Here is a 20,592-nt window from a genome sequence, read left to right as displayed (position 1 = left end):
AATCCCCCTAACCGGAATCGTGCGTTGAAAAAAATCCCCAACCAGCCCCATCACTTCACGCCCCAGCCGTTGGACAACAGGCGCCTGGCCAACCTGTGCGGTGCGCTCGATGAAAACCTGCGCCAGATTTCGGCCGCGCTGGACGTGACCATCTTCCGCCGTGGTGACCGCTTCGTGGTCACCGGCACCAATGCCGAGCGTGCGGTGGAAGTACTGGAACACTTCTACGAGAAAGCCGACCGCCCCGTGGCGGTGGACGATATCCAGCTGGCCCTGGTCGAGCAGCGCGCCAACGCCGCCGCCGATGAAGAAGCGGGCCTGCCGCCGCTGCCCGCGCGGCGCGGCAGGGCAGCCGCTGCTGCCGCCGCTGCCGCCACCGAAGACAAGGACAGCCAGGACCCGCTGCCCGAGAGCCCCATCCTGAAGACCCGCAAGCATGACCTGCGCGGACGCACGCCGCACCAGAGCCAGTATCTGAACGCCATCCTGGAACACGACATTACCTTCGGCGTCGGCCCGGCCGGCACCGGCAAGACCTACCTGGCCGTGGCCTGCGCGGTCGATGCGCTGGAGCGCGACGCCGTGCAGCGCATCGTGCTCACCCGTCCGGCGGTGGAAGCCGGCGAGCGCCTGGGCTTCCTGCCGGGCGACCTGGCTCAGAAAGTCGATCCCTATCTGCGCCCGCTGTATGACGCGCTGTATGACCTGCTCGGTTTTGATCGTACGCAGAAGCTCTTCGAAAAGCAGGCCATCGAGATCGCACCACTGGCCTACATGCGCGGCCGCACGCTGAACCACGCCTTCATCATTCTCGACGAGGCGCAGAACACCACGCCGGAACAGATGAAGATGTTCCTGACCCGCATCGGCTTCGGCAGCAAGGCCGTCATCACCGGTGACGTGACACAGGTCGACCTGCATCACGGCCAGAAGAGCGGCCTGGTCGATGCACTGTCGGTGCTGCACGATGTGCGCGGCATCGCCTTCTCGCGCTTCACCAGTGCCGACGTGGTACGCCATCCGCTGGTGGCGCGCATCGTCGATGCCTATGATGCTGCCGGCAACGCCAAACCCGATACCGCGCGCGCCACTGCCCGCACTGCCACCAATCTCCTGACCAAATCCGCCAAGCCGCGCCATGCCAAAACATAAACTCACGCTGTCGGTGCAATATGCCGACGACCGCCTCAAGGACAGCATCACCCGCCCTCTCCTGCGCCGCTGGGTGCAGGCGGCCCTGTTTGCGCCGGCCGAACTGACGCTGCGCTTCGTCGGTTCGGAAGAAGGCCGCGACCTCAACCGCGACTATCGCGGCAAGGACTACGCCACCAACGTGCTGACCTTCGCCTATACCGAGGATGAGGACAGCGAAGTCACCGAAGCCGACATCATCTTCTGCACCGATGTGCTGGAGAAGGAAGCGGCCGAGCAGAAGAAGACCGTGGAAGAACATACCGCCCATCTGGTCGTGCATGGCGTGCTGCATGCGCAAGGGTATGACCACGAGGACGACGAGGAAGCCAACGAAATGGAAGCCCTGGAAACCGAGATCCTGGCGACCCTGGGTTATGACAATCCCTACAAGTCACGCTGAATGCGGCAGCGCTCTTGCCGTTGAGGCAAGAGCCGGCTGGTTGCTCCGGACGGTCTGCTGATGCAGGCCGTTTTTTTTTCGGAGGCCTTTCCGCCGACTTTCATTTTTGTTGCTTTGCCTCACGTTATTGCTGATTTATCCATCAAAAAAGTGATCGGTTTTCCCGATGCGATCATCGAATTTTTCGTTTGATATCAGAGCAACAATCGAACCGTGATTTCCCTTGATGTTTAACTCCACATTTCAGGAAAATCCCGATGGGAAGCGCGTTCTGGCTGAACGAGAATGCTTGCATACCAATTCCTATCGGGGGGATGTCATGAAGAACTTGAAGATCGGCCAACGACTTGGCCTTGGTTTTGCCGCCGTACTGGTCCTGCTGGTGGCGGTGGCCGCCTTCGGCCTGCAGCAGGTATCGCGTCTGAATGATCGCATCGTCTTCCTGACCTCCGTCGATGAGGGCAAGCTGGAAGCCCTTTCCAAGGTGCAATTCGCCATCGGCCTGCGCGCCATTGCCGCACGCAATCTTGCGCTGGTGCAAGGGACGGCCGAACAGAAGGGGGACCTGAACCTGGTTGGCAGCTCGCAGAAGGATATCGATGCCGGCATGAGCCAGTTGTCCCAGCTGATGCAGCATCCGGTCACCACACCGCAAGAGCGCGAGATGCTGGAGCAGTTGCGCAAGCTGGAAGCGCAATACCTGCCGATCGCCGTCAACATCGTCAATCTGGCGACCTCGCAGCAACAGGAGGCGGCACGCGCTTCTCTGGTCAAGGACTGCATGCCCATTCTCAACCGCGTGATTGCACACGTGGAACAGTTCAAGAAGGAGCTGCGCAAGAATTCCGAACACAACGTGCAACAGGCCGAAGCCGCCTACAACATGGCCAAGTGGACCATGATCGTGGCCTGCCTGGCAGCCCTGATGCTGGGGGGCCTGGTCGCCTGGCTGCTGACCCGCTCGATCTCCCGTCCGCTGGCCCAGGCCGTGAGCGTGGCGCAGAGCGTGCAGTCGGGTGATCTGGGCAGCCACATCGAAGTCACCAGCAAGGATGAGATGGGTCAGTTGATGGCAGCATTGAAGGGCATGAATGACAGCCTGGTACAGATCGTCGGTGAAGTGCGCCAGGGCACCGACACCATCGCCGTGGCCTCCGATGAAATCAAGCGCGGCAACATGGACCTGTCCCACCGTACCGAGCAGCAAGCCGGTTCCCTGCAGGAAACCGCCTCGGCGATGGAACAGCTGACGGCCACCGTCAAGCAGACTTCCGACAATGCCCGCCAAGCCAAGCTCCTGGCCGACAAGGCATCCGATGTGGCGACCCGGGGCGGGGCTGCGGTGGGCCGTGTGGTCGAGACCATGCACGCCATCAGCACCTCGTCGCACAAGATCGTCGACATCATCAGCGTGATTGACGGCATCGCCTTCCAGACCAACATCCTGGCTCTGAACGCGGCCGTGGAAGCCGCCCGTGCCGGCGAGCAGGGTCGCGGTTTCGCGGTGGTCGCCTCCGAAGTACGCTCCCTGGCCCAGCGCTCGGCCGTGGCCGCCAAGGAAATCGAGGCTCTCATCAATGAATCGGTCGCCAAGGTCGTCGCGGGTGAAAAGCAGGTCAGCGAAGCAGGCTCGACCATGGATGAGGTCGTCATGAGCATCCAGAGCGTGACCCACATCGTGCAGGACATCAGCGCCGCCAGCGCCGAGCAGACCGCCGGCCTGGAACAGATCAACAATGCCGTGGCCCAGATCGACGAAACCACCCAGCAGAACGCCGCCCTGGTGGAAGAGGCCGCCGCTGCCGCTGCCTCGATGCAGCAGCAGAGCGTGTCCCTGACCGAACTGGTGAGCGTGTTCAAGCTGGCACCGGCCCAGGCCACGGCCATTCCGGTCCGGCACCTGGAACAGGCACCGGCGCAGGCGCTGAGCGGCCGCGGGCTGCAAGAACTGGGCTACGCCTGAAGACCACACTGACGATTTTTCCCTGAGGACGTATTTGCCGGCATTGCGGATGCCGGTTTTTTTTTGCAGCCTGCAGCGAGATGAAGACGTCACCATTGCCAAGATGCAAGCAGGGCCGCAGCCCGCTGTGGCGGGGCCTTTAGTGGACTTGTCACATAATTGTTGTATCCTATGGCTCTTTGAAACTACGTCGGGCTCGCGCCTAACGCCATGCAAGATCACCCTAGTAGCGTCAAATCTGACGCTAAACCTCATCGTTCCCTGTTTGAACGACTCACCGCACTGATTTCCCCCGAGCCCGAGAACCGGGCAGAACTGCTCGAAGTGTTGCACGACGCCCACGAGCGCAATCTCATCGATGCCGACGCGCTGTCGATGATCGAAGGCGTGTTCCAGGTCTCCGACCTGGCCGTGCGCGACATCATGGTGCCGCGCTCGCAGATGGACACCATCGACATTTCCAAGCCGATCGAAACCTGGATGCCCGAAGTGCTGGCCACGTCCCACTCGCGCTTCCCCGCCGTGGATGGCGAGCGCGACAAGGTGATCGGCATCCTGCTGGCCAAGGACCTGCTGCGCTACTACGCCGAGGACTCCTTCGACGTGCGCGACATGCTGCGCCCGGCCATCTTCATTCCCGAATCCAAGCGTCTCAATGTGCTGCTGCGCGACTTCCGCGCCAACCGCAACCACATGGCCGTGGTGGTGGACGAATACGGTGGCGTAGCCGGCTTGATCACCATCGAGGACGTGCTGGAACAGATCGTCGGCGACATCGAGGATGAATACGATTTCGACGAAGCCGAAGACAATGTGCTGGCCCTCAAAGATGGCCCGCACGGCCCGCGCTGGCGCGTCAAGGCGCTGACCGAGATCGAACAGTTCAATGAAGAAGTGGGCAGCCGCTTCTCCGATGACGATGCCGACACCATCGGTGGCCTGGTGGCCAACCATGTGGGCCGCGTGCCGCGCAAGGGTGATGAATTCGACATCGATGGCCTGCACTTCGAAGTGCTGCGCGCCGATGCGCGCCAGGTGCATGTGCTGCTGGTGTCCAGGCTGCCAGCGGCGCCGCTGGACCTAGAATGATCGCCTGACCTGCCTGCCGTAGCCAACGTGACTTCCCCCTCTTCCCACAACCTGCCGCTGCCACGCGGCGCCACTGCTGCGCGCGGTCGCCTCGGTACGGCGCTGGCGCTGTTGCTGCCGGTACTGGCAGGTGCCGTCAACGTCTTCGCCTTTGCCCCCTTCAAGCTGTGGCCCCTGCAGATCCTGGCCCTGGCCTGGCTGTTCCATGGCGTGCTGGCGCAGCCGCAGGCGTCCACCGGCCGGCAATTCCTGCGCGGCTGGTTGTACGGATTCGGCTGGGCAGCAGCGGGCGTGCACTGGCTCTACATCAGCATGCACGACTACGGTGGCATGCCGGGCTGGATGGCGGCGCTGGCGGTGGGTCTGCTGGCACTCTACCTGGGCTTGTATGCCGGTGCGGCCACGGCACTGGCGGGCTGGCTGCGCCATCGCTGGTCGTCTTCTCCGCTGCTGCTGGCGCTGTTCATGCTGCCGGCACTATGGGCCTTGTCGGAATGGATGCGCGGCTGGGTGTTGACAGGCTTTCCCTGGCTGGTCTCGGGCTATGCCCACACGGTGGGTCCGCTGGCCGGTTTCGCGCCGCTGGGCGGGGTTTATTTCATCGGCTGGATCGCGGCGCTGATCGCGGGCAGCCTGGCACTGCTGTGGATGGGCCTGTCGCGCAAGGGCGTGGCCGGTACCGGCCAGCGCATCATCCTGCCATTGTGTGTCGCCGCCCTGCTGTGCGCCGGCGGCGTGGCGCTGCGACTGGTGCAGTGGACCACGCCGCAAGGCCAGCCGATCACGGTGCGCCTGTTGCAGGGAAATATTGCGCAGGAAATGAAATTCTCCAGCGATGCCCTGGTCGCTACCCTGGGCATGTATGAACAGATGATCAGCGCCGCCCCGGCCGACCTGATCGCCACCCCCGAAACCGCCATCCCGCTGCTGCCACAACAGTTGCCGCCGGATTACCTGGAGCGACTGGCCCGTTTCGCGCAGAACAGCGGCAGTCACCTGGCGCTGGGCATCCCCTTGTCCGACGGCCCGCAGCTCTACGCCAATTCGGTGCTGGGTTTCGGTCCGGGCGTGGGTTCTGCCTTGATGCCGTATCGCTACGACAAGCATCACCTGGTGCCCTTTGGTGAATTCATTCCGACGGGCTTTCGCTGGTTCGTCGACCTGATGCACATCCCGCTGGGCGACATGACGCGCGGAGCGCCGGTGCAGTCGCCCTTCGGCGTAAAGGACCAATGGGTGCTGCCCAACATCTGCTACGAAGACTTGTTCGGCGAAGAAATCGCCCAACAGCTGCGCGCTGCCTATCGCGCCGGGCAGCCGCAGGCCAGCCTGTTGCTGAACCTGTCCAACATCGCCTGGTTCGGCAATTCGATTGCCCTGCCCCAGCACCTGCAGATCTCGCAGATGCGCACCCTGGAAACGGGCCGTCCGATGCTGCGCGCTACCAACACGGGCGCCACTGCCGTGATCCTGCCGGGTGGTGCCACCAGCGAACTGGCTCCCTACACGCGCGGGGTGCTCTCCGGGCGGGTACAGGGCTATGCCGGCCAGACGCCCTACATTCTGCTGGGCAACAAGCTCGTCGTCGGACTGGCCCTGCTGATGCTGCTGCTGGCCTGGGGCCGCAACAAGGCCGCGCGCATCCGTCACTGAAATCCTCCCCGAGGGCCGGCCGGCGCCGCGCCCCGGCAAAACCGGGTCAAACGCCCCAAAAGGCGCTAAAATTCAAGGTTTTCGCAATTCCTCCGCCGGTTCGCCAGGCCACCACACACGATGCTGACATTTCAACAAATCATCCTCAAGTTGCAAGAATATTGGGACGCCCAGGGCTGCGCACTGCTGCAACCCTACGACATGGAAGTCGGCGCGGGGACCTCGCACACCGCGACCTTCCTGCGCGCCATCGGCCCGGAACCCTGGCGTGCCGCCTACGTCCAGCCCTCGCGCCGTCCCAAGGATGGCCGCTATGGCGAGAACCCCAACCGCATGCAGCATTATTACCAGTACCAGGTGGTCCTCAAGCCGGCCCCGGAAAACATCCTGGACCTGTACCTGGGCTCGCTGGAGGCGCTGGGACTGGATCTGAAGAAAAATGACGTGCGTTTCGTCGAGGATGACTGGGAAAACCCCACCCTGGGCGCCTGGGGCCTGGGTTGGGAAGTCTGGCTCAATGGCATGGAAGTGACGCAATTTACCTATTTCCAGCAGGTCGGCGGGCTCGACTGCAAGCCGGTGCTGGGCGAAATCACCTACGGCATCGAGCGTCTGGCGATGTACCTGCAGGGCGTGGAAAACGTCTATGACCTGGTCTGGACCGAATGGACCGAGAACGGCGTCAAGAAGCACCTGACCTATGGCGACGTGTTCCACCAGAATGAAGTGGAACAATCCACCTTCAACTTCGAGTATTCCAACACCGAGTTCCTGTTCTCGCTGTTTTCCAACTACGAAGCCGAAGCCAAGCGCCTCATGGAAGTGCCGCTGGCGCTGCCGGCCTACGAGCAGGTCCTCAAAGCCGCCCACACCTTCAACATGCTCGATGCCCGTGGCGCCATTTCGGTCACCGAGCGCGCGGCCTACATCGGCCGCATCCGCAATCTCTCGCGGGCGGTGGCGCAGGCCTATTTCGAATCGCGCGAGCGCCTGGGCTTCCCCATGCTGGGCGCAGGTCCGGCCAAGGCTGCGGCCTGAAGCGCAACGCCATGACATGATGCGGCGCCGGTCCGGTTTTCGCCGGACCGGCGTCCCGAGCAAGACAGCAAGACAGACAACATGAACCAGACACTCCTCGTAGAACTCGTCACCGAAGAACTCCCGCCCAAGGCGCTGGCCAAGCTGGGCGATGCCTTCGCCAACGGCATCTTCAATGGCCTGCAAAGCCGCGGCTATCTCGATGCCGGCGCCGCTGCCACCGCTTACGCGACGCCGCGTCGCCTGGCCGTCTCCATCACGCAAGTGCGCGCCGCCTCACCGGACAAATCGATCCGCGAAAAAGTGCTGCCGGTAGCCGTCGCACTGGACGCCGAAGGCCGCCCGTCGGCACCGCTGGTCAAGAAGCTGGCCGCACTGGCCGCCTCCACCGGTGCCACCGTCATCACCCCGGACCAGCTGGAACGCGCCCAGGATGGCAAGGCCGAGAGCTTCTTCTACACCTATACCGCCAAGGGCTCGGCCCTGGCCATCGGCCTGCAGGCGGCGCTCGACGAGAGCCTGTCCAAGCTGCCCATCCCCAAGGTCATGAGCTACCAGCGCCAGTTCGGCCGCGCCGCCGGTGAGACCGTGCACTTCGTGCGTCCGGCCCACTACCTGGTGGCACTGCTGGGCAACGACGTGGTGCCGATCAATACGCTGGGCCTGGATGCCGGCCGTACCACGCTGGGCCATCGTTTCCTGTCCTCGGGCGCGCTGCAGATCGCCTCGCCGGACGCCTATGTCGAGGCACTGGCCACCCAAGGCAAGGTCATCGCCAGCTTCACCGAGCGCCGCGAAAAGATCCGCACTGCGCTGCTGGCCAAGGCCGGTGGCGATCAAGTGCTGATGCCGGAATCGCTGCTGGACGAAGTCACTGCGCTGGTGGAATGGCCGGTGGTCTATGAATGCAGGTTCGAGGATGAATTCCTGGCCGTGCCGCAGGAATGCCTGATCCTGACCATGCAGACCAACCAGAAATATTTTGCGCTGACCGACGCCAATGGCCGTCTGCGTTCGCGCTTCCTGATCGTCTCCAACCTGGAGACCGATCGCCCCGAACACATCATCGGCGGCAACGAGCGCGTGGTGCGCCCGCGTCTGTCGGATGCCAAGTTCTTCTTCGAGCAGGACAAGAAAAAATCCCTGGCCGATCGCGTGCCGCAACTGGCCAACGTGGTCTACCACAACAAGCTGGGCAACCAGCTGCAACGCACCGAGCGCGTGCAGGCACTGGCCGGCAAGATCGCCAGCCTGCTGGGCGGCGACGTCAAGCTGGCCGAGCGCGGCGCACTGCTGGCCAAGGCCGACCTGCTCACCGACATGGTCGGTGAATTCCCCGAACTGCAAGGCATCATGGGGACCTACTACGCCCGTCACGATGGCGAAGCCGACGAAGTGGCACTGGCCGCCTCCGAGCACTACCAGCCACGCTTTGCCGGCGATGCGTTGCCGACCACCGCCACCGGTACCGCCGTGGCCCTGGCCGACAAGCTGGAAACCCTGGTCGGCATCTGGGGCATCGGCCTGCAGCCCACCGGCGACAAGGACCCGTTCGCCCTGCGCCGCCATGCCCTGGGCGTGCTGCGCATGCTGGTCGAGAAGCGTCTGCCGCTGTCGCTGAGTGCCTTGCTGGATGCGGCGGTGGGGCTGTTTGCCGGCAACGCCAACTTCAAGGATCCGCGTGCCGATGTGCAGGCCTTCATCTACGACCGCCTGCGCGGCCTGCTGCGCGAGCGCGGCTTTGCGCAGAACGAAGTCGAAGCCGTGGTAGCCCAGCAGCCCGACGTACTGGACAACGTGGTCGAACGCCTGCAGGCCGTGCAAGCCTTCGCCGCCCTGCCCGAAGCCGAAGCGCTGGCTGCGGCCAACAAGCGCATCACCAACATCTTGAAGAAGATCGAAGGCGTAGCCATCGACGCCCATGGCGCCGTGCAGGAAAACCTGCTCAAGGAAGCTGCCGAGCAAGGGCTGTTCGCTGCCATGCAGACCACCCGTCCGCAGGTGCAGGCGGCCTATGCAGCGGGTGACTTCGCCGGTGCGCTCAAGGCCCTGGCCCAGCTGCGTCAGAATGTCGATGCCTTCTTCAACGACGTGATGGTCAACGCCGAGGATGAGCAGCTGCGCAAGAACCGCCAGGCTCTGCTGGCCTCGCTGCATGGCATGCTCAACCAGGTGGCTGACATTTCCAAGCTGGCGGCATAATCCATCTCGCTACCGGCTGTCGCACCAGCAACACCGAACCGCCGCGCACGGGCTTGTCCTGGCGCGGCGGTGTTCATGAAGGAAAGCAGGAATGAAACTGATCATTCTCGACCGCGATGGCGTCATCAATCATGATTCCGACGCCTTCATCAAGTCGCCCGACGAGTGGATCCCCATCAAGGGTTCGCTGGAAGCAATCGCGCGCCTGAACCAGGCCGGCTATCGCGTGGTGGTGGCCACCAACCAGTCCGGCGTGGCGCGCGGCCTGTTCGACATCCAGACCCTCAACGCCATCCACCAGAAGATGCACAATGCGGCCCAGCAGGCCGGTGCCGATATCGACGCAGTGTTCTTCTGCCCGCACTCGGCCGATGACAATTGCGATTGCCGCAAACCCAAGCCGGGCATGTTCCACGAGATCGCCAGGCGCTTCAACATCAGCCTGCGCGGTGGCGTGGCCACCGTCGGCGATTCGCTGCGTGACCTGCAGGCTGGCTATGTGGCCGGTTGCGCGCCCTATCTGGTACTGACCGGCAAGGGCGAGAAGACCCAGGCCAAGGGCGGCTTGCCGCCGGGTACGCTGGTTTTCCCGGATTTATCGGCGGTGGTTGATTTCATTCTGAAGTCGCCCGTCGGGGTCTCGGTATAGTGCCGTCACTGCGACCGCGCAGCCAACCCCATTCATTACAACAACATGCTTCGGCATGGGAGAAACGATTTTGCGCCTTGTCCTGATTCTGCGTTCGGTGGTCTTCATGGTCCTGATGGCCGTGGCCACCATCATCTGGTCCTTCGCCTGCCTGCTGTCGGCCCCCTTCCCTTACGCCCAGCGCTACTGGTGGACGTCACGCTGGAACGTCTTCGTGATCTGGACCGCGCGCGTCATCTGCGGCATCCGCTACGAAATGCGCGGCACCGAGAACCTGCCTGATGCGCCGGTGATCCTGCTCTCCAAGCACCAGTCGGCCTGGGAAACCATCTTCTACGTCATCAACATGCCGCGGCCGCTGGTGTTCGTGTTCAAGAAGGAGCTGACCTACATCCCCTTCTTCGGCTGGGGCATCGGGCTCTTGCGCATGATTCCGATCGATCGCAAGAAAGGCCGCGACGCCTTTGCGCAGGTGCTGGAACATGGCCGCCGCCGTCTGCGCGATGGCCAGTGGATCATGATGTTCCCGGAAGGCACGCGCACTGCCGTGGGCTCGCAGGGCAAGTACAAGGCCGGTGGTTCGCGCCTGGCCGTGGAAACCAATACGCTGGTGGTGCCGGTGGCGGTGAACTCGGGCGAGTGCTGGCCCAAGGGCAGCTTCGTCAAGAAGCCGGGTGTCATCACGGTCTCGATCGGCAAGCCGATTTCGCCGGAAGGATTGAATCCCCAGGAGTTGAACGAGCGCGTCGAAAATTGGATAGAATCCGAGATGCGCGTGATTTCGCCGGACGTCTACAAAAACAGCGCGCCCCGGCCGGCCGCCTCGACTGCATCGCAGTAATGCCGCGCGGCCAACTCCTTAGCCAACAGCAACACAGGACGCCGCGACTGCCTTGATACTGCTCCGCAAACCCAAACCCAATCCCGACCAGCTCTCGCTGCAACTGGATTTGTTTGGCGCGCCCGCCGCTGCCCCGGCAGCGGCGCCCGTCGATCCGGGCCCGGCGCTGCCCTCGCCGACGGTGCAACCCCCGCTCATCGTGACACCGCATCCGGTGGTCCATGCGGCACCGCTGCCACCACCGCTCATTGCCGAACCGCCTGCGCCCCCCGGCCCGCTGCTGGCGCCGCCGACCACGGCCCGTCCGGCCGATGGCAAGCGCCGCATCCAGCTGGGTGAACACACCATCGATTTTGCGCTGTTGCGCTCCAAGCGCCGTACCATCGGCTTCCTGGTCAGTGACGAAGGCCTGCGCGTGACCGCGCCCAAGTGGGTCACGTTAGCCGAGATCGACAACGCCATCCGCGAAAAGCAGCGCTGGATACTGAGCAAACTCAACGAGCGCCGCGAGCGTTCGGCGCGCCGCCTGCAACCGCAGATGCAGTGGCGCGATGGCGCCACCCTGCCCTACCTGGGCGCGGACATCACGCTGCGCATCCGTACCGGCCAGCGCCAGGCGGTGTTGCTCGACGAGCTCACGCGCGAACTCAACATCAGCCTGCCGGCCGATGCCGGTGAGCAGCAGTTGAAGGATCGCGTGCAAGGGTGGATGCAGGCACGGGCTGAAGAGCTGTTCGGCAAGCGCCTGATGATCTATGCAGAAAAACTGGGTGTACGCTATCGCTCCTATGCTCTGTCCTCGGCCACGACGCAATGGGGTTCCTGCACCTCGGACGCGCGCATCCGCCTGAACTGGCGGCTCATACACTTCGCCCTGCCACTGATCGATTACGTGATCGCCCACGAACTGGCACACCTGCGCGAGATGAACCACAGCCCGCGTTTCTGGGCGACGGTGCAATCGATCTTCCCCGAATTCGAATCGGCCAAGAAAGCCCTGCGCGACAGCGCACCGGAGACCCTGCCGATCTTCTGACCGGCCCGGTCCCGGCCATTGCGGCTCAGAACCGCACGTTGACGCCCACATCCAGCGAACGCCCGTAGCCCGGCAAAGCTTGCAGGCTACCGCTTCTGGACTTGGCCAATCCCGACAGATAAACCCCGCCCAACGCATCCGCATAGTTGCGGTTGAACAGGTTGCTGATGCCTGCGCTCACGCTGATGGCCGCATTGAACTGATAGCTGCTGCGCAGATTGAACACCGTGTAGCTGGCCGTGACCGGTTCCAGACGATTGCTGTCCACCAGCGTCTTGCGGGCGACGTAACTGACTTCGGCACGATGGGTCCAGGCCCCCTGCTGCTGTTCCAGCGCGGCCAGTACGTTCAAGGGCATCATGTGATACAGGTTGCCGCCATCGACACGCTTGCCACGCGTGAGGCCGGCCTTGCCGGTGAAGGCGATGTCCCCCAGACCGGCCGAGCGCCACAGTGGCCACTTCCACGACGCATTGATGCCAAACAGGCGCGCATCGTGGTTGGCAAATTGCAGCAGTGCGCCGGAGGCCGTGCTGACGCTGTAAGGCTTGAAGGTGCCGATGACATCGGCATCGATATAGTTCTCCACATAGCTGAAATACGGTGTCAGCTTGAAGAACCAGCGCGGCTCGCTGCCCTGCTTGTCTGCCGCATGCCAGTCGGCGGTGGCCGAGAGCGTATGCGCCACTTCGGGCTTGAGGTCGATGTTGCCGACGTAACCGTTGCCATCACCGAACCAGTTCGTCATGGTCATGGCCATGGTGCCTCGTCCCCAGGTATAACGCTCGTACAGATTGGGGGAGCGCGTCTTGCGAGCGTATCCGAATTCCCAGCTCTGCCCGTCATCGGGCGTGAAGCGCGCCAGCGCGGTGAGGTCGATGTTGTTGTCGGTCTTCGCATGGCCGCGTGCGTTGAAGGCGTTGGCGGCCGTCAGATCAGCCATGTTCATCATGTTGGTGCCGTAGGACTGCACGTTGCCGGCGTCGGTCCTGACCAGCTCATCGCGCAGTCCCACGATTGTGCGCCAACGTTCACTCAACTTGCCCTCCCATTCGGCGAAAAGAGCGTAACGATCGCGTTTTCCGTCGTTGATGTTCACATAGGTGCGCGGGCCCATCATCATCGAACCCGGCACGGCGGGCCAGTCGTCATCCAGATGGAAGCTGTGGTACTCGTTGCCCAGGCGCAGCACGCTGCTGCCATCAGGCGCCAGGTCGATGTCGGCCCGCAAGCTGTAGCCCAGGTCGCGACCTCGCGTCTGCATGGGCATGGTGCCGGTGCGCTCGGCACTGAAGAAGCCCATCTCGTGCTCGGTACGCTGCCAGTAGAGACGCCCCATCAGCTTGCCCCAGTCGAAGCGGCGCTCATAGCCCAGGTTGGCGAAGGTGGAGCGGTTGCCGGTCATGTCCATGTACTGATTGGGGAAGCCCTGGTAGGGGATGTATTGCTGCCCGGCCTTGAACACCAGCTGCTGCCCGTCGCCGCGCGCGGCCACCGTCACTGCGTGGTTGTTGCTCTGGAACTGGCTGCCCAGCACCTTGTCGCCGCGGCCGTTGACGTAGCTCTCGGCACGCGACTGGCTGGCCACGTAATGGACCGAGAGACGGTCGCTGGCCACCGTGGCATCGACCGAGGCCGATACTTCCGAGTTGACGCTGCGTGCAGCCACCGAGAAGCCGCCCTTGGTCAAGAGTTCACCGGCTTGCGCGGCGAACTGCGGGGCCGGGGACGCCAGTTCGATGGTGCCGCCGATACTGTCGCCGCCCACGCTGACCGGCGTGAGACCGGCCATCACCCGCACCATCCCGACCTGCGCCGGCGGCATATAGGACATGGGGGCGTTCATCTGGTTGCCGCAGGCGGCCGTGACCTCCATGCCATCCAGGCGGATCTTGAGGCGGTCGGCGGCAAAGCCGTTCAAGACCGGCAGTGCCGAGACACCACCGGCCGCCGCACGGGAATAAGCCGCTTCATCGGCGAGCAGCGCATTGCTGTCGGCCTTGAGCGGCGTCGTCACGGCAGGCTTGTCGCCGCGCACGGTCACGGTGGGCAAGGATGCACTGTCGGATTCTGAAGTGGTTTCGGCCAGGACGTGGCCGCAAGCGCTGAAGGCCAGCGCGATGGCGCAGGCGCAAGGAGTAAGCTGCATGGAAATCCCCAGGTTGTCGTTATCGAACTGCCCGTCTGCGCGGGCAGGTAGAGCGCGCGATTATGGGCGAGCAAAACGACGAGGGACTGCGACATATTGTCGCGTGCAGCACGACAATATGACGAAGGGGGCGGGCAGGTGCGTGGAGAGCGGGTATTGGCGGCTGCGTCAAATTGACGCAGCCTGTGAAGCAACGCCGGGGTCAGTGCTTGATGTAGCGTTCCGCGAGGGTTTCGTAGAGCGGCGGGGCGAACACCTTGGACACGGCCGAGGCAATGAGCGCCGTGGCCATCAGGGAAATCACCAGCGCATGGCCGTCAACCATTTCCATCACGATCACGAAGGCGGTGATGGGCGATTGCGTCACGGCCGCCAGGTAACCCACCATGGCCAGCGCCACCAGCATCGGCAGCGAGGTGCCGCCGAAGAGCAGGTGCAGCAGGTTGCCAAAGCCGGCACCGATGGACAGCGAAGGCGCGAAGATGCCGCCCGGCAGGCCCGGCAGGTAGGAACCGACCATGGAGGCGAACTTGAGGAAGGGATAGAACACCGACAGTTCCTGGCCATCATTGAGCAAGCCATGCGCCTGCTCGTAGCCGCTGCCGAAGGTGGCGCCGCCGGCCGCCACACCGATGACCGCGACGATGAAACCGCACAGCGCAGCGAAGGCGACGGGGCGTTCGGCACGCAGGGTCACGATCGTGGCGGGAATCCAGCGCGTCGGATTGAGAATGCACCAGCAGAACAATCCACCGGCCACGCCCATGAGCACCGCCGTGACGATCACGGCCAGGATCAGGCGGCCGCTGGTTTCTCCAGGGAAGGAGATGGAGCCGAAATAGGTATAGTTGCCATTGAGTGACAGGGCCACCAGGCCGGCGAAGATGATGGTGGTGATGACCACGCCACTGGCCTTCTGCTCGAAGCTGCGCGAGAGTTCCTCGATGGCGAACACGATACCCGCCAGCGGCGTGTTGAAGGCGGCCGCCAGGCCGGCAGCGGCACCGGCCAGGATCAGACGGCGCTCCATGTGCTCGTATCCGGCCGGATACAGTCGGCGCAGGTTGTACATGATGGCCGCGCCGATCTGCACCGTCGGACCTTCACGACCGATGGTCATGCCACCGGCGATGGCCACGATCGACAGCACGATCTTGCCGACCATCACGCGCAGGGACAGCAGCACGCTGCCGCGTTCGGCGGTGTCGCCATGCAGGGTGGCGATGGCCTGCGGAATGCCGCTGCCTTCGGAGCCCTCGAAGTAGCGGCGCGTGAGCCAGACGCAGGCGGCGCAGACTGCTGGCGTGAGCAGCAGCGGCAGCCAGGGGGATTTGTGCTCGATGCTGCGGAAGACACCGAAACCGATTTCGATGGCCTGGGCATACAGCACCGCGACCAGGCCAACGATGATGGCGCCGCTCCAGAGGATGCCGTATTCGACCCACAGGCGGCGCAGATGACTTTTGGAGAGTTGGTAGAGGCTCAATTGGCGTTCCTGTTGTTGTTCTGTTGATGCACGGATGCACGTGCATCCTCGATGGACCGGACACGTGTCGCATCCATCCCGCGGCGCGTCCATGCCATGAAAAAAGCCCGCATGAGCGGGCTGGCAGGCTGACAGCAAGGCGCCTCAATCGGCGGCACTGTACTGTTCCTTCTTCTGGATGAACTCGATCTTGTAGCCATCCGGATCGGCGACGAAGGCGATCACGGTCTTGCCGTGTTTCATCGGACCGGCTTCGCGGGTCACCGTCCCGCCCTTGGCCTTGACTGCGTCACAGGCGGCATAGGCGTCATCGACCTCGATGGCGATGTGACCGTAGCCGGTGCCCAGATCATACGATTCGGTATCCCAGTTGTGGGTCAGTTCGAGCACGGTGTGATCGCGTTCTTCGCCGTAACCGACGAAGGCCAGCGTGAACTTGCCCTCGGGATAGTCATGCTTGCGCAGCAGTTTCATGCCCAGCACCTGGGTATAGAACTCGATGGAACGATCCAGATTTCCGACGCGCAGCATCGTATGCAGCATTCTCACTTGGCGACTCCTTTTCATGGCTAACGTGAAGCAAGCCGCTATTATCCCCGATTTGGCGAGCTCCCGCCGAGCCCGCTCCCCGGACTCAGTCCCGGTCGCTGCCGCGCAGGCGCCGGATCTGCTCTTCCAGGGCGCTGATGCGGTATTGCAGGCGGCGCTCCGTACTGATGTCGACGATCAGTCCATACCAGCGCTGGATGCGTCCCTCGCTATCGCTGTGGGGCGAGGCGCGGCTGCGCATCCAGCGCCACTGGCCATCGGGCCAGAGCACACGGAACTCGGTACGGAAGGGTCGTCCGCTGGGCAGGTTGGACAGCCATTCCTGACGTACCCGTACACGGTCTTCCTCCGGCATGCGCGCCAGCCACTGCTGGTGGCGCTGCGCCGTGGTCAGCTCGGGGAGCCATTCGAAGGTCGGCCCGATGTAGTCGATCACGCCCTGTGCATCGGCGGCCCAGGGGATATTGGGACTCAGGTCGATGGCCCGATGGAAATGTTCTTCACTGTCACGCACCGTCCGTTCGGCAGACACCCGGGCGGTGATATCCACGGCCGATCCCGAGATGCCCAACAGTTCACCCAGGTCGCTGCGCACTACCTGGAAGGCCAGCAACGAGGTGCGACCGGTACGTGAATTGAAGAATTCGATGGGAGCAGGCAAGACGCCATCGACCACCTCGGCCACCCTCTGCAGCAAGGGGCGGTGTTCGCTGCGGTCCAGCAGGTCGATCACGGGGCAGCCCTCCAGCTCGCTGCCGGCGTTGCCACCGAGCAGGTCGATCATCATGGCATTGGCGCTGACCACGCGCAGCAAGGGATCGAGGAAGCACAGCCCCACCGGGGCGCTGCGATAGAGCGAATCGAGCTGGTGCCAGCGTTGGAAGGGTGAGGTGTCGATGCCCGCACTGTGACGCTGCCACACGCCGCGCTCGTCGATCAGGCGAGCCGCGTCGGTCAGCGGCAGCGGTCGGCCCAGATGGTAACCCTGACCGAATTCACAGCCCATGCGCCTCAACAGATGGGCATGATGCTCGGTCTCGATGCCTTCCGCGACCACGTGCATCTTCAGGCTCTGCCCCAGCCCGGCCACTGCCAGCACGATGCGGAAATTGTCCGGATCCTGGTCCATGGTGCGCACGAAACTGGCGTCGATCTTGATTTCGTCAAAGGGGTAGGACTGCAGCCGGGTCAGGCTGGAATAACCGGTGCCGAAATCATCCAGCGACAGGCTGGCACCGGCCTGGCGCGCGGCCAGAATGGTCTGCAGGGTGCGTTCGTGATCCTGTACCAGCACGGTCTCGGTGATCTCCAGCTGCAGGCGCGACAGCGACAGCCCGTGCGCAGACATGACTGCCGCCAGGCGCTCCAGCAGGCTGGTGTCGAGGAACTGGCCGGGCGACAGATTGATCGCCAGCCGCAGCTCGGGCGGCCAGTGGCGCAGGCTGGCGGCCACGGTATCGAGCAGTTTGAGCAGCAGGCCATCCAGCACCCCGCCGCGTTCGGCGACGTCGATGAAATCGATCGGCGCCACCACCCCGCGCTGCGGGCAGCTCCAGCGCGCCAGCATCTCGAAGCCCGCAATGCGCCCGGTACGCAGATGCACCAAGGGCTGCAGCGCCGGCCAGAGATGGCCAGCGTCAAGGGCAGTCCTGATGTCATCGGCGGCGATGGGAGCCATCATCGAGGATACGTCTCCTTGCTGGGTGGCAATGTGCGCGGCGTCGTCATTCTGACGAGACTTCACTCGCCATTATGCTGACAAAGTGACGACCGCTTCGTCATTATGTCGCGTTTTACTGACGTCTTGCTTGCTGGATTGCGCTCCCGGACACCGACAAAGCAAAACGGGCAACCTGCAAGGGTTGCCCGTTTTCCTCAAGATGGCTTGCGCCGGGATGTCCTGCCGCCAGGACCGCCGTCCTCCACGCCCCTCAGCGGCCGTAGTAGGAATAGTAATCCGGTCGATCATCGTAGCGGTAGGTACGCACCTCGGTGCGCTCCACGTAACGCACCGGACGCGGCGGCGGCGCGTAGTAGCGCGGCTGCTCATAGACCACCTGTTGCGGCGGCTGGTAGTACACCGGCTGCGGGGCCTGGTAATAGACCGGTTGCGGCGGCGCCTGGTAGACCGGCGCCGGAGCGGAATTGGCGATGAGCGATCCGATGGCGACCGCGCCGATGATGCCGGCAGCAATCGCCACGCCGTTGCCGCCCCGGTCATGCGCCATCGCAGGCGTGCTGACGACGGCGGCCGAAGCCAGAAGAGTGGTGGCGATCAATACCGATGCGATTTTTTTGCTGGCCATGATTGGCTCCTGTCAAAGAAGTCCGCGATCTGTCGCGGCACGATTCCAATATAAGACAGGTTCAGCTTTAAACCACGGGATATGAAACTTCGTTACAGTTCTTACGGGTGGCGGCGCGCCTGTAATAAAGTGCAACAGCGGGGCGCCGTCAGGCCTGGCGCACCGCCAGCAAGTTGGCCAGGGCCACGAATTGCTCGACCGGCACGGCTTCCGGACGCGCCTGCGGATCGACGCCCGCCTGACGCAATTCGTCCTCGGTGAAAAGGCCCGCCACGCAGTTGCGGATCACCTTGCGGCGCTGCGAGAAGGCCTTGGTGACCACCTGTTCCAGCAAAGCCTGTGGGCAATCCATGGGCTGCGCCAGCGGAATCATGCGCACGATGGCCGAATCGACCTGCGGGGGCGGGTCGAAGGCCGTCGGCGGGACCACGAACAGCAGTTCCATGTGATAGCGCCACTGCAGCATCACCGACAGGCGGCCATAGGCCTTGCCGCCCGGCTCGGCGACCATGCGCTCGACCACTTCCTTCTGCAGCATGAAGTGCTGGTCCTGCACGTTCGGCGCGATCTCGGCCAGGTGGAACAGCAAGGGGCTGGAGATGTTGTAGGGCAGGTTGCCGACCACGCGCAGCTTGCGGCCTTGCGGCACCGGGATGCTGGCAAAGTCGAACTTGAGGGCATCGGCCGAATGCACGGTCAGCCGCTCGGCGCTGAAACGCTTCTTGAGGCGCTCGACCAGGTCGCGGTCCAGCTCGACCACGTGCAGGTGGCGCAACTGTTCCAGCAGCAGTGCGGTCATCGCGGCCAGGCCCGGGCCGATCTCGACCATGGCGTCGTCGGCAGCGGGTGCGATGGCGCCGATGATGTCGTGCAGCACCACGTCGTCGGTGAGGAAGTTCTGGCCGAAGCGTTTGCGCGGGATGTGTTTCATGGGGATTCCAGTAAGTTCGTGCGATCTCAGGCGGTACAGCGGCGGCGTGCCATGTCGGCAGCGGCGCGGATGGCTACGCACAGGCTGCCATGGTCGGCGTGGCCCAGGCCGGCGGCGGCCAGGTCCAGGGCCGTGCCATGGTCGACCGACGTGCGGATGAGGGGCAGCCCGAGGGTGATGTTGATGCCATGGCCGAAGCTGGCGAACTTCAGGACCGGCAGGCCCTGGTCGTGATACATGGCCAGGACGCAGTCGGCCTCTTCCAGGTACTTGGGCTGGAACAGGGTATCGGCCGGATAGGGGCCGCGTGCGTCGATGCCGCGCGCCCGGGCGGCTTCCAGAGCCGGCGTGATGACCTCGATCTCTTCGCGCCCCAGATAGCCGTTTTCACCGGCGTGGGGGTTCAGGCCGGTGACCAGGATGCGCGGATGGGCGATACCGAACTTGCCGCGCAGGTCGGCTTGCAGGATATCCAGCGTGCGCGCCAGGCTCGACGCGGTGATCGCGGCCGGGACATCCTTCAAGGCCAGATGCGTGGTCGCCAGCGCCACGCGCAGGTGCGGGTTCTCGCCGCCGGCCAGCATCATCACCACCTGCGGCGTTCCGGTGACCTCGGCCAGATATTCGGTATGACCGGTGAAGGCCACACCGGCATCATTGATGGTGCTTTTCTGCAAGGGCGCGGTCACGATGGCGGCAAAGGCGCCATCCAGTGCGCCCTGCACCGCCAGGTCCAGAGTCTGCAACACGGCGCGGCCATTGCGCGCATCCAGCACGCCGGCACGCACCGGTTCGGCCACCGGGCAATCGATGACGGTGAGGCAGTCGATCGGGAAATGCGGCAGGCCGCTGTTGCGCCAGGCCTGGATGGAGAGTGCCGCCACGCGCATCTGCGGATCGATCTCGTAAGCCGTCTGCGCCAGCAGGGCGGCATCGCCCAGCAGGATGCAGCGCGCTTGGTGGCGCAGTTCCCAGGCGGCACGCAGGGAAATTTCCGGGCCGATGCCGGCCGGTTCGCCGCAGGTCAGCGCGAGGATGGGGCGGTTCATGGTGATGTCACTCATGGCCTGTGAGGGCAAAAACGGGCTTCAAAAAGCAAGGGCCGG

At 63.8% G+C, this 20,592-nt stretch carries 17 protein-coding genes; 10 read left to right on the top strand and 7 right to left on the bottom strand.

Features of this window, described 5'->3' with window-relative positions:
- Nucleotides 1-24 precede the first annotated feature (24 nt).
- The 10 genes from ACODSZ_RS09025 (at nt 25) to ACODSZ_RS08980 (ending at nt 12,065) form a co-directional block, all read left to right on the top strand.
- Nucleotides 25-1,152, top strand: coding sequence for a PhoH family protein (locus ACODSZ_RS09025; RefSeq protein ID WP_488927422.1), 1,128 nt, complete (start codon nt 25-27; stop codon nt 1,150-1,152).
- Nucleotides 1,139-1,594 (top strand): rRNA maturation RNase YbeY, encoded by a 456-nt coding sequence (gene ybeY, locus ACODSZ_RS09020; RefSeq protein ID WP_008325707.1) that lies wholly within the window; start codon nt 1,139-1,141, stop codon nt 1,592-1,594. Before ACODSZ_RS09025 ends, ybeY begins: the two co-directional genes overlap by 14 nt.
- A gap of 319 nt (nt 1,595-1,913) precedes the next feature.
- Nucleotides 1,914-3,557 (top strand): methyl-accepting chemotaxis protein, encoded by a 1,644-nt coding sequence (locus ACODSZ_RS09015; RefSeq protein ID WP_488927421.1) that lies wholly within the window; start codon nt 1,914-1,916, stop codon nt 3,555-3,557.
- A 210-nt stretch (nt 3,558-3,767) separates the two neighbouring features.
- Nucleotides 3,768-4,646 (top strand): CorC family transporter, encoded by an 879-nt coding sequence (locus ACODSZ_RS09010; RefSeq protein ID WP_488927420.1) that lies wholly within the window; start codon nt 3,768-3,770, stop codon nt 4,644-4,646.
- A gap of 27 nt (nt 4,647-4,673) precedes the next feature.
- Nucleotides 4,674-6,299, top strand: coding sequence for an apolipoprotein N-acyltransferase (gene lnt, locus ACODSZ_RS09005; RefSeq protein WP_175342666.1), 1,626 nt, complete (start codon nt 4,674-4,676; stop codon nt 6,297-6,299).
- 120 nt (nt 6,300-6,419) lie between these two features.
- Complete coding sequence (glyQ, locus tag ACODSZ_RS09000) at nt 6,420-7,337, top strand: glycine--tRNA ligase subunit alpha (protein WP_175342665.1); 918 nt, start codon at nt 6,420-6,422, stop codon at nt 7,335-7,337.
- A gap of 81 nt (nt 7,338-7,418) precedes the next feature.
- On the top strand, nt 7,419-9,539 hold the full coding sequence (glyS, locus tag ACODSZ_RS08995; protein ID WP_488927419.1) for a glycine--tRNA ligase subunit beta: 2,121 nt from the start codon (nt 7,419-7,421) through the stop codon (nt 9,537-9,539).
- 91 nt (nt 9,540-9,630) lie between these two features.
- On the top strand, nt 9,631-10,188 hold the full coding sequence (gene gmhB, locus ACODSZ_RS08990; protein WP_175342663.1) for a D-glycero-beta-D-manno-heptose 1,7-bisphosphate 7-phosphatase: 558 nt from the start codon (nt 9,631-9,633) through the stop codon (nt 10,186-10,188).
- 55 nt (nt 10,189-10,243) lie between these two features.
- The gene (locus tag ACODSZ_RS08985) at nt 10,244-11,029 is read left to right on the top strand and encodes a lysophospholipid acyltransferase family protein (protein ID WP_175342662.1); all 786 of its coding nucleotides are present in this window, start codon (nt 10,244-10,246) and stop codon (nt 11,027-11,029) included.
- Nucleotides 11,030-11,081: 52 nt separating this feature from the next.
- Nucleotides 11,082-12,065, top strand: a complete 984-nt coding sequence (locus tag ACODSZ_RS08980; protein WP_175342661.1) for a M48 family metallopeptidase — start codon at nt 11,082-11,084, stop codon at nt 12,063-12,065.
- Between the two features lie 25 nt (nt 12,066-12,090).
- Here the strand turns inward: ACODSZ_RS08980 and ACODSZ_RS08975 are convergent, their stop codons facing one another.
- The 7 genes from ACODSZ_RS08975 to pdxA form a co-directional block, all read right to left on the bottom strand.
- Nucleotides 12,091-14,214, bottom strand: coding sequence for a TonB-dependent receptor (locus ACODSZ_RS08975; protein ID WP_488927418.1), 2,124 nt, complete (start codon nt 14,212-14,214; stop codon nt 12,091-12,093).
- Between the two features lie 202 nt (nt 14,215-14,416).
- Nucleotides 14,417-15,700, bottom strand: coding sequence for a chloride channel protein (locus ACODSZ_RS08970; RefSeq protein WP_175342659.1), 1,284 nt, complete (start codon nt 15,698-15,700; stop codon nt 14,417-14,419).
- Nucleotides 15,701-15,844: 144 nt separating this feature from the next.
- Entirely contained in the window at nt 15,845-16,249 is a 405-nt protein-coding gene (gene gloA, locus ACODSZ_RS08965; protein WP_034349675.1) for a lactoylglutathione lyase, read from the bottom strand.
- An 85-nt stretch (nt 16,250-16,334) separates the two neighbouring features.
- Nucleotides 16,335-17,930 carry a sensor domain-containing phosphodiesterase gene (locus ACODSZ_RS08960; protein ID WP_175342658.1) on the bottom strand — a complete coding sequence of 532 codons (1,596 nt, stop codon included), beginning with the start codon at nt 17,928-17,930 and terminating at the stop codon, nt 16,335-16,337.
- Between the two features lie 250 nt (nt 17,931-18,180).
- Complete coding sequence (locus tag ACODSZ_RS08955) at nt 18,181-18,555, bottom strand: hypothetical protein (RefSeq protein ID WP_008325678.1); 375 nt, start codon at nt 18,553-18,555, stop codon at nt 18,181-18,183.
- 148 nt (nt 18,556-18,703) lie between these two features.
- Nucleotides 18,704-19,486 carry a 16S rRNA (adenine(1518)-N(6)/adenine(1519)-N(6))-dimethyltransferase RsmA gene (rsmA, locus tag ACODSZ_RS08950; RefSeq protein WP_175342657.1) on the bottom strand — a complete coding sequence of 261 codons (783 nt, stop codon included), beginning with the start codon at nt 19,484-19,486 and terminating at the stop codon, nt 18,704-18,706.
- 26 nt (nt 19,487-19,512) lie between these two features.
- A complete protein-coding gene (gene pdxA / locus ACODSZ_RS08945) occupies nt 19,513-20,535 on the bottom strand; it encodes a 4-hydroxythreonine-4-phosphate dehydrogenase PdxA (protein ID WP_175342818.1) in 1,023 nt (340 codons plus the stop codon).
- Nucleotides 20,536-20,592 lie beyond the last annotated feature (57 nt).

Source organism: Herbaspirillum sp. FG34, from assembly GCF_057809315.1.
Note: the sequence above shows the minus strand (reverse complement) of the source record. Positions and strands in the feature narration are given on the sequence as shown.

What these genes read in the sequence shown, in the direction of transcription:
- ybeY (WP_008325707.1), top strand. Translation starts at nt 1,139, where the DNA reads ATGCCAAAACATAAACTCACGCTGTCGGTGCAATATGCCGACGACCGC.
- ACODSZ_RS09015 (WP_488927421.1), top strand. Translation starts at nt 1,914, where the DNA reads ATGAAGAACTTGAAGATCGGCCAACGACTTGGCCTTGGTTTTGCCGCC.
- ACODSZ_RS09010 (WP_488927420.1), top strand. Translation starts at nt 3,768, where the DNA reads ATGCAAGATCACCCTAGTAGCGTCAAATCTGACGCTAAACCTCATCGT.
- glyQ (WP_175342665.1), top strand. Translation starts at nt 6,420, where the DNA reads ATGCTGACATTTCAACAAATCATCCTCAAGTTGCAAGAATATTGGGAC.
- glyS (WP_488927419.1), top strand. Translation starts at nt 7,419, where the DNA reads ATGAACCAGACACTCCTCGTAGAACTCGTCACCGAAGAACTCCCGCCC.
- gmhB (WP_175342663.1), top strand. Translation starts at nt 9,631, where the DNA reads ATGAAACTGATCATTCTCGACCGCGATGGCGTCATCAATCATGATTCC.
- ACODSZ_RS08985 (WP_175342662.1), top strand. Translation starts at nt 10,244, where the DNA reads ATGGGAGAAACGATTTTGCGCCTTGTCCTGATTCTGCGTTCGGTGGTC.
- ACODSZ_RS08975 (WP_488927418.1), bottom strand. Translation starts at nt 14,214, where the DNA reads ATGCAGCTTACTCCTTGCGCCTGCGCCATCGCGCTGGCCTTCAGCGCT.
- ACODSZ_RS08960 (WP_175342658.1), bottom strand. Translation starts at nt 17,930, where the DNA reads ATGATGGCTCCCATCGCCGCCGATGACATCAGGACTGCCCTTGACGCT.
- ACODSZ_RS08955 (WP_008325678.1), bottom strand. Translation starts at nt 18,555, where the DNA reads ATGGCCAGCAAAAAAATCGCATCGGTATTGATCGCCACCACTCTTCTG.
- rsmA (WP_175342657.1), bottom strand. Translation starts at nt 19,486, where the DNA reads ATGAAACACATCCCGCGCAAACGCTTCGGCCAGAACTTCCTCACCGAC.
- pdxA (WP_175342818.1), bottom strand. Translation starts at nt 20,535, where the DNA reads ATGAACCGCCCCATCCTCGCGCTGACCTGCGGCGAACCGGCCGGCATC.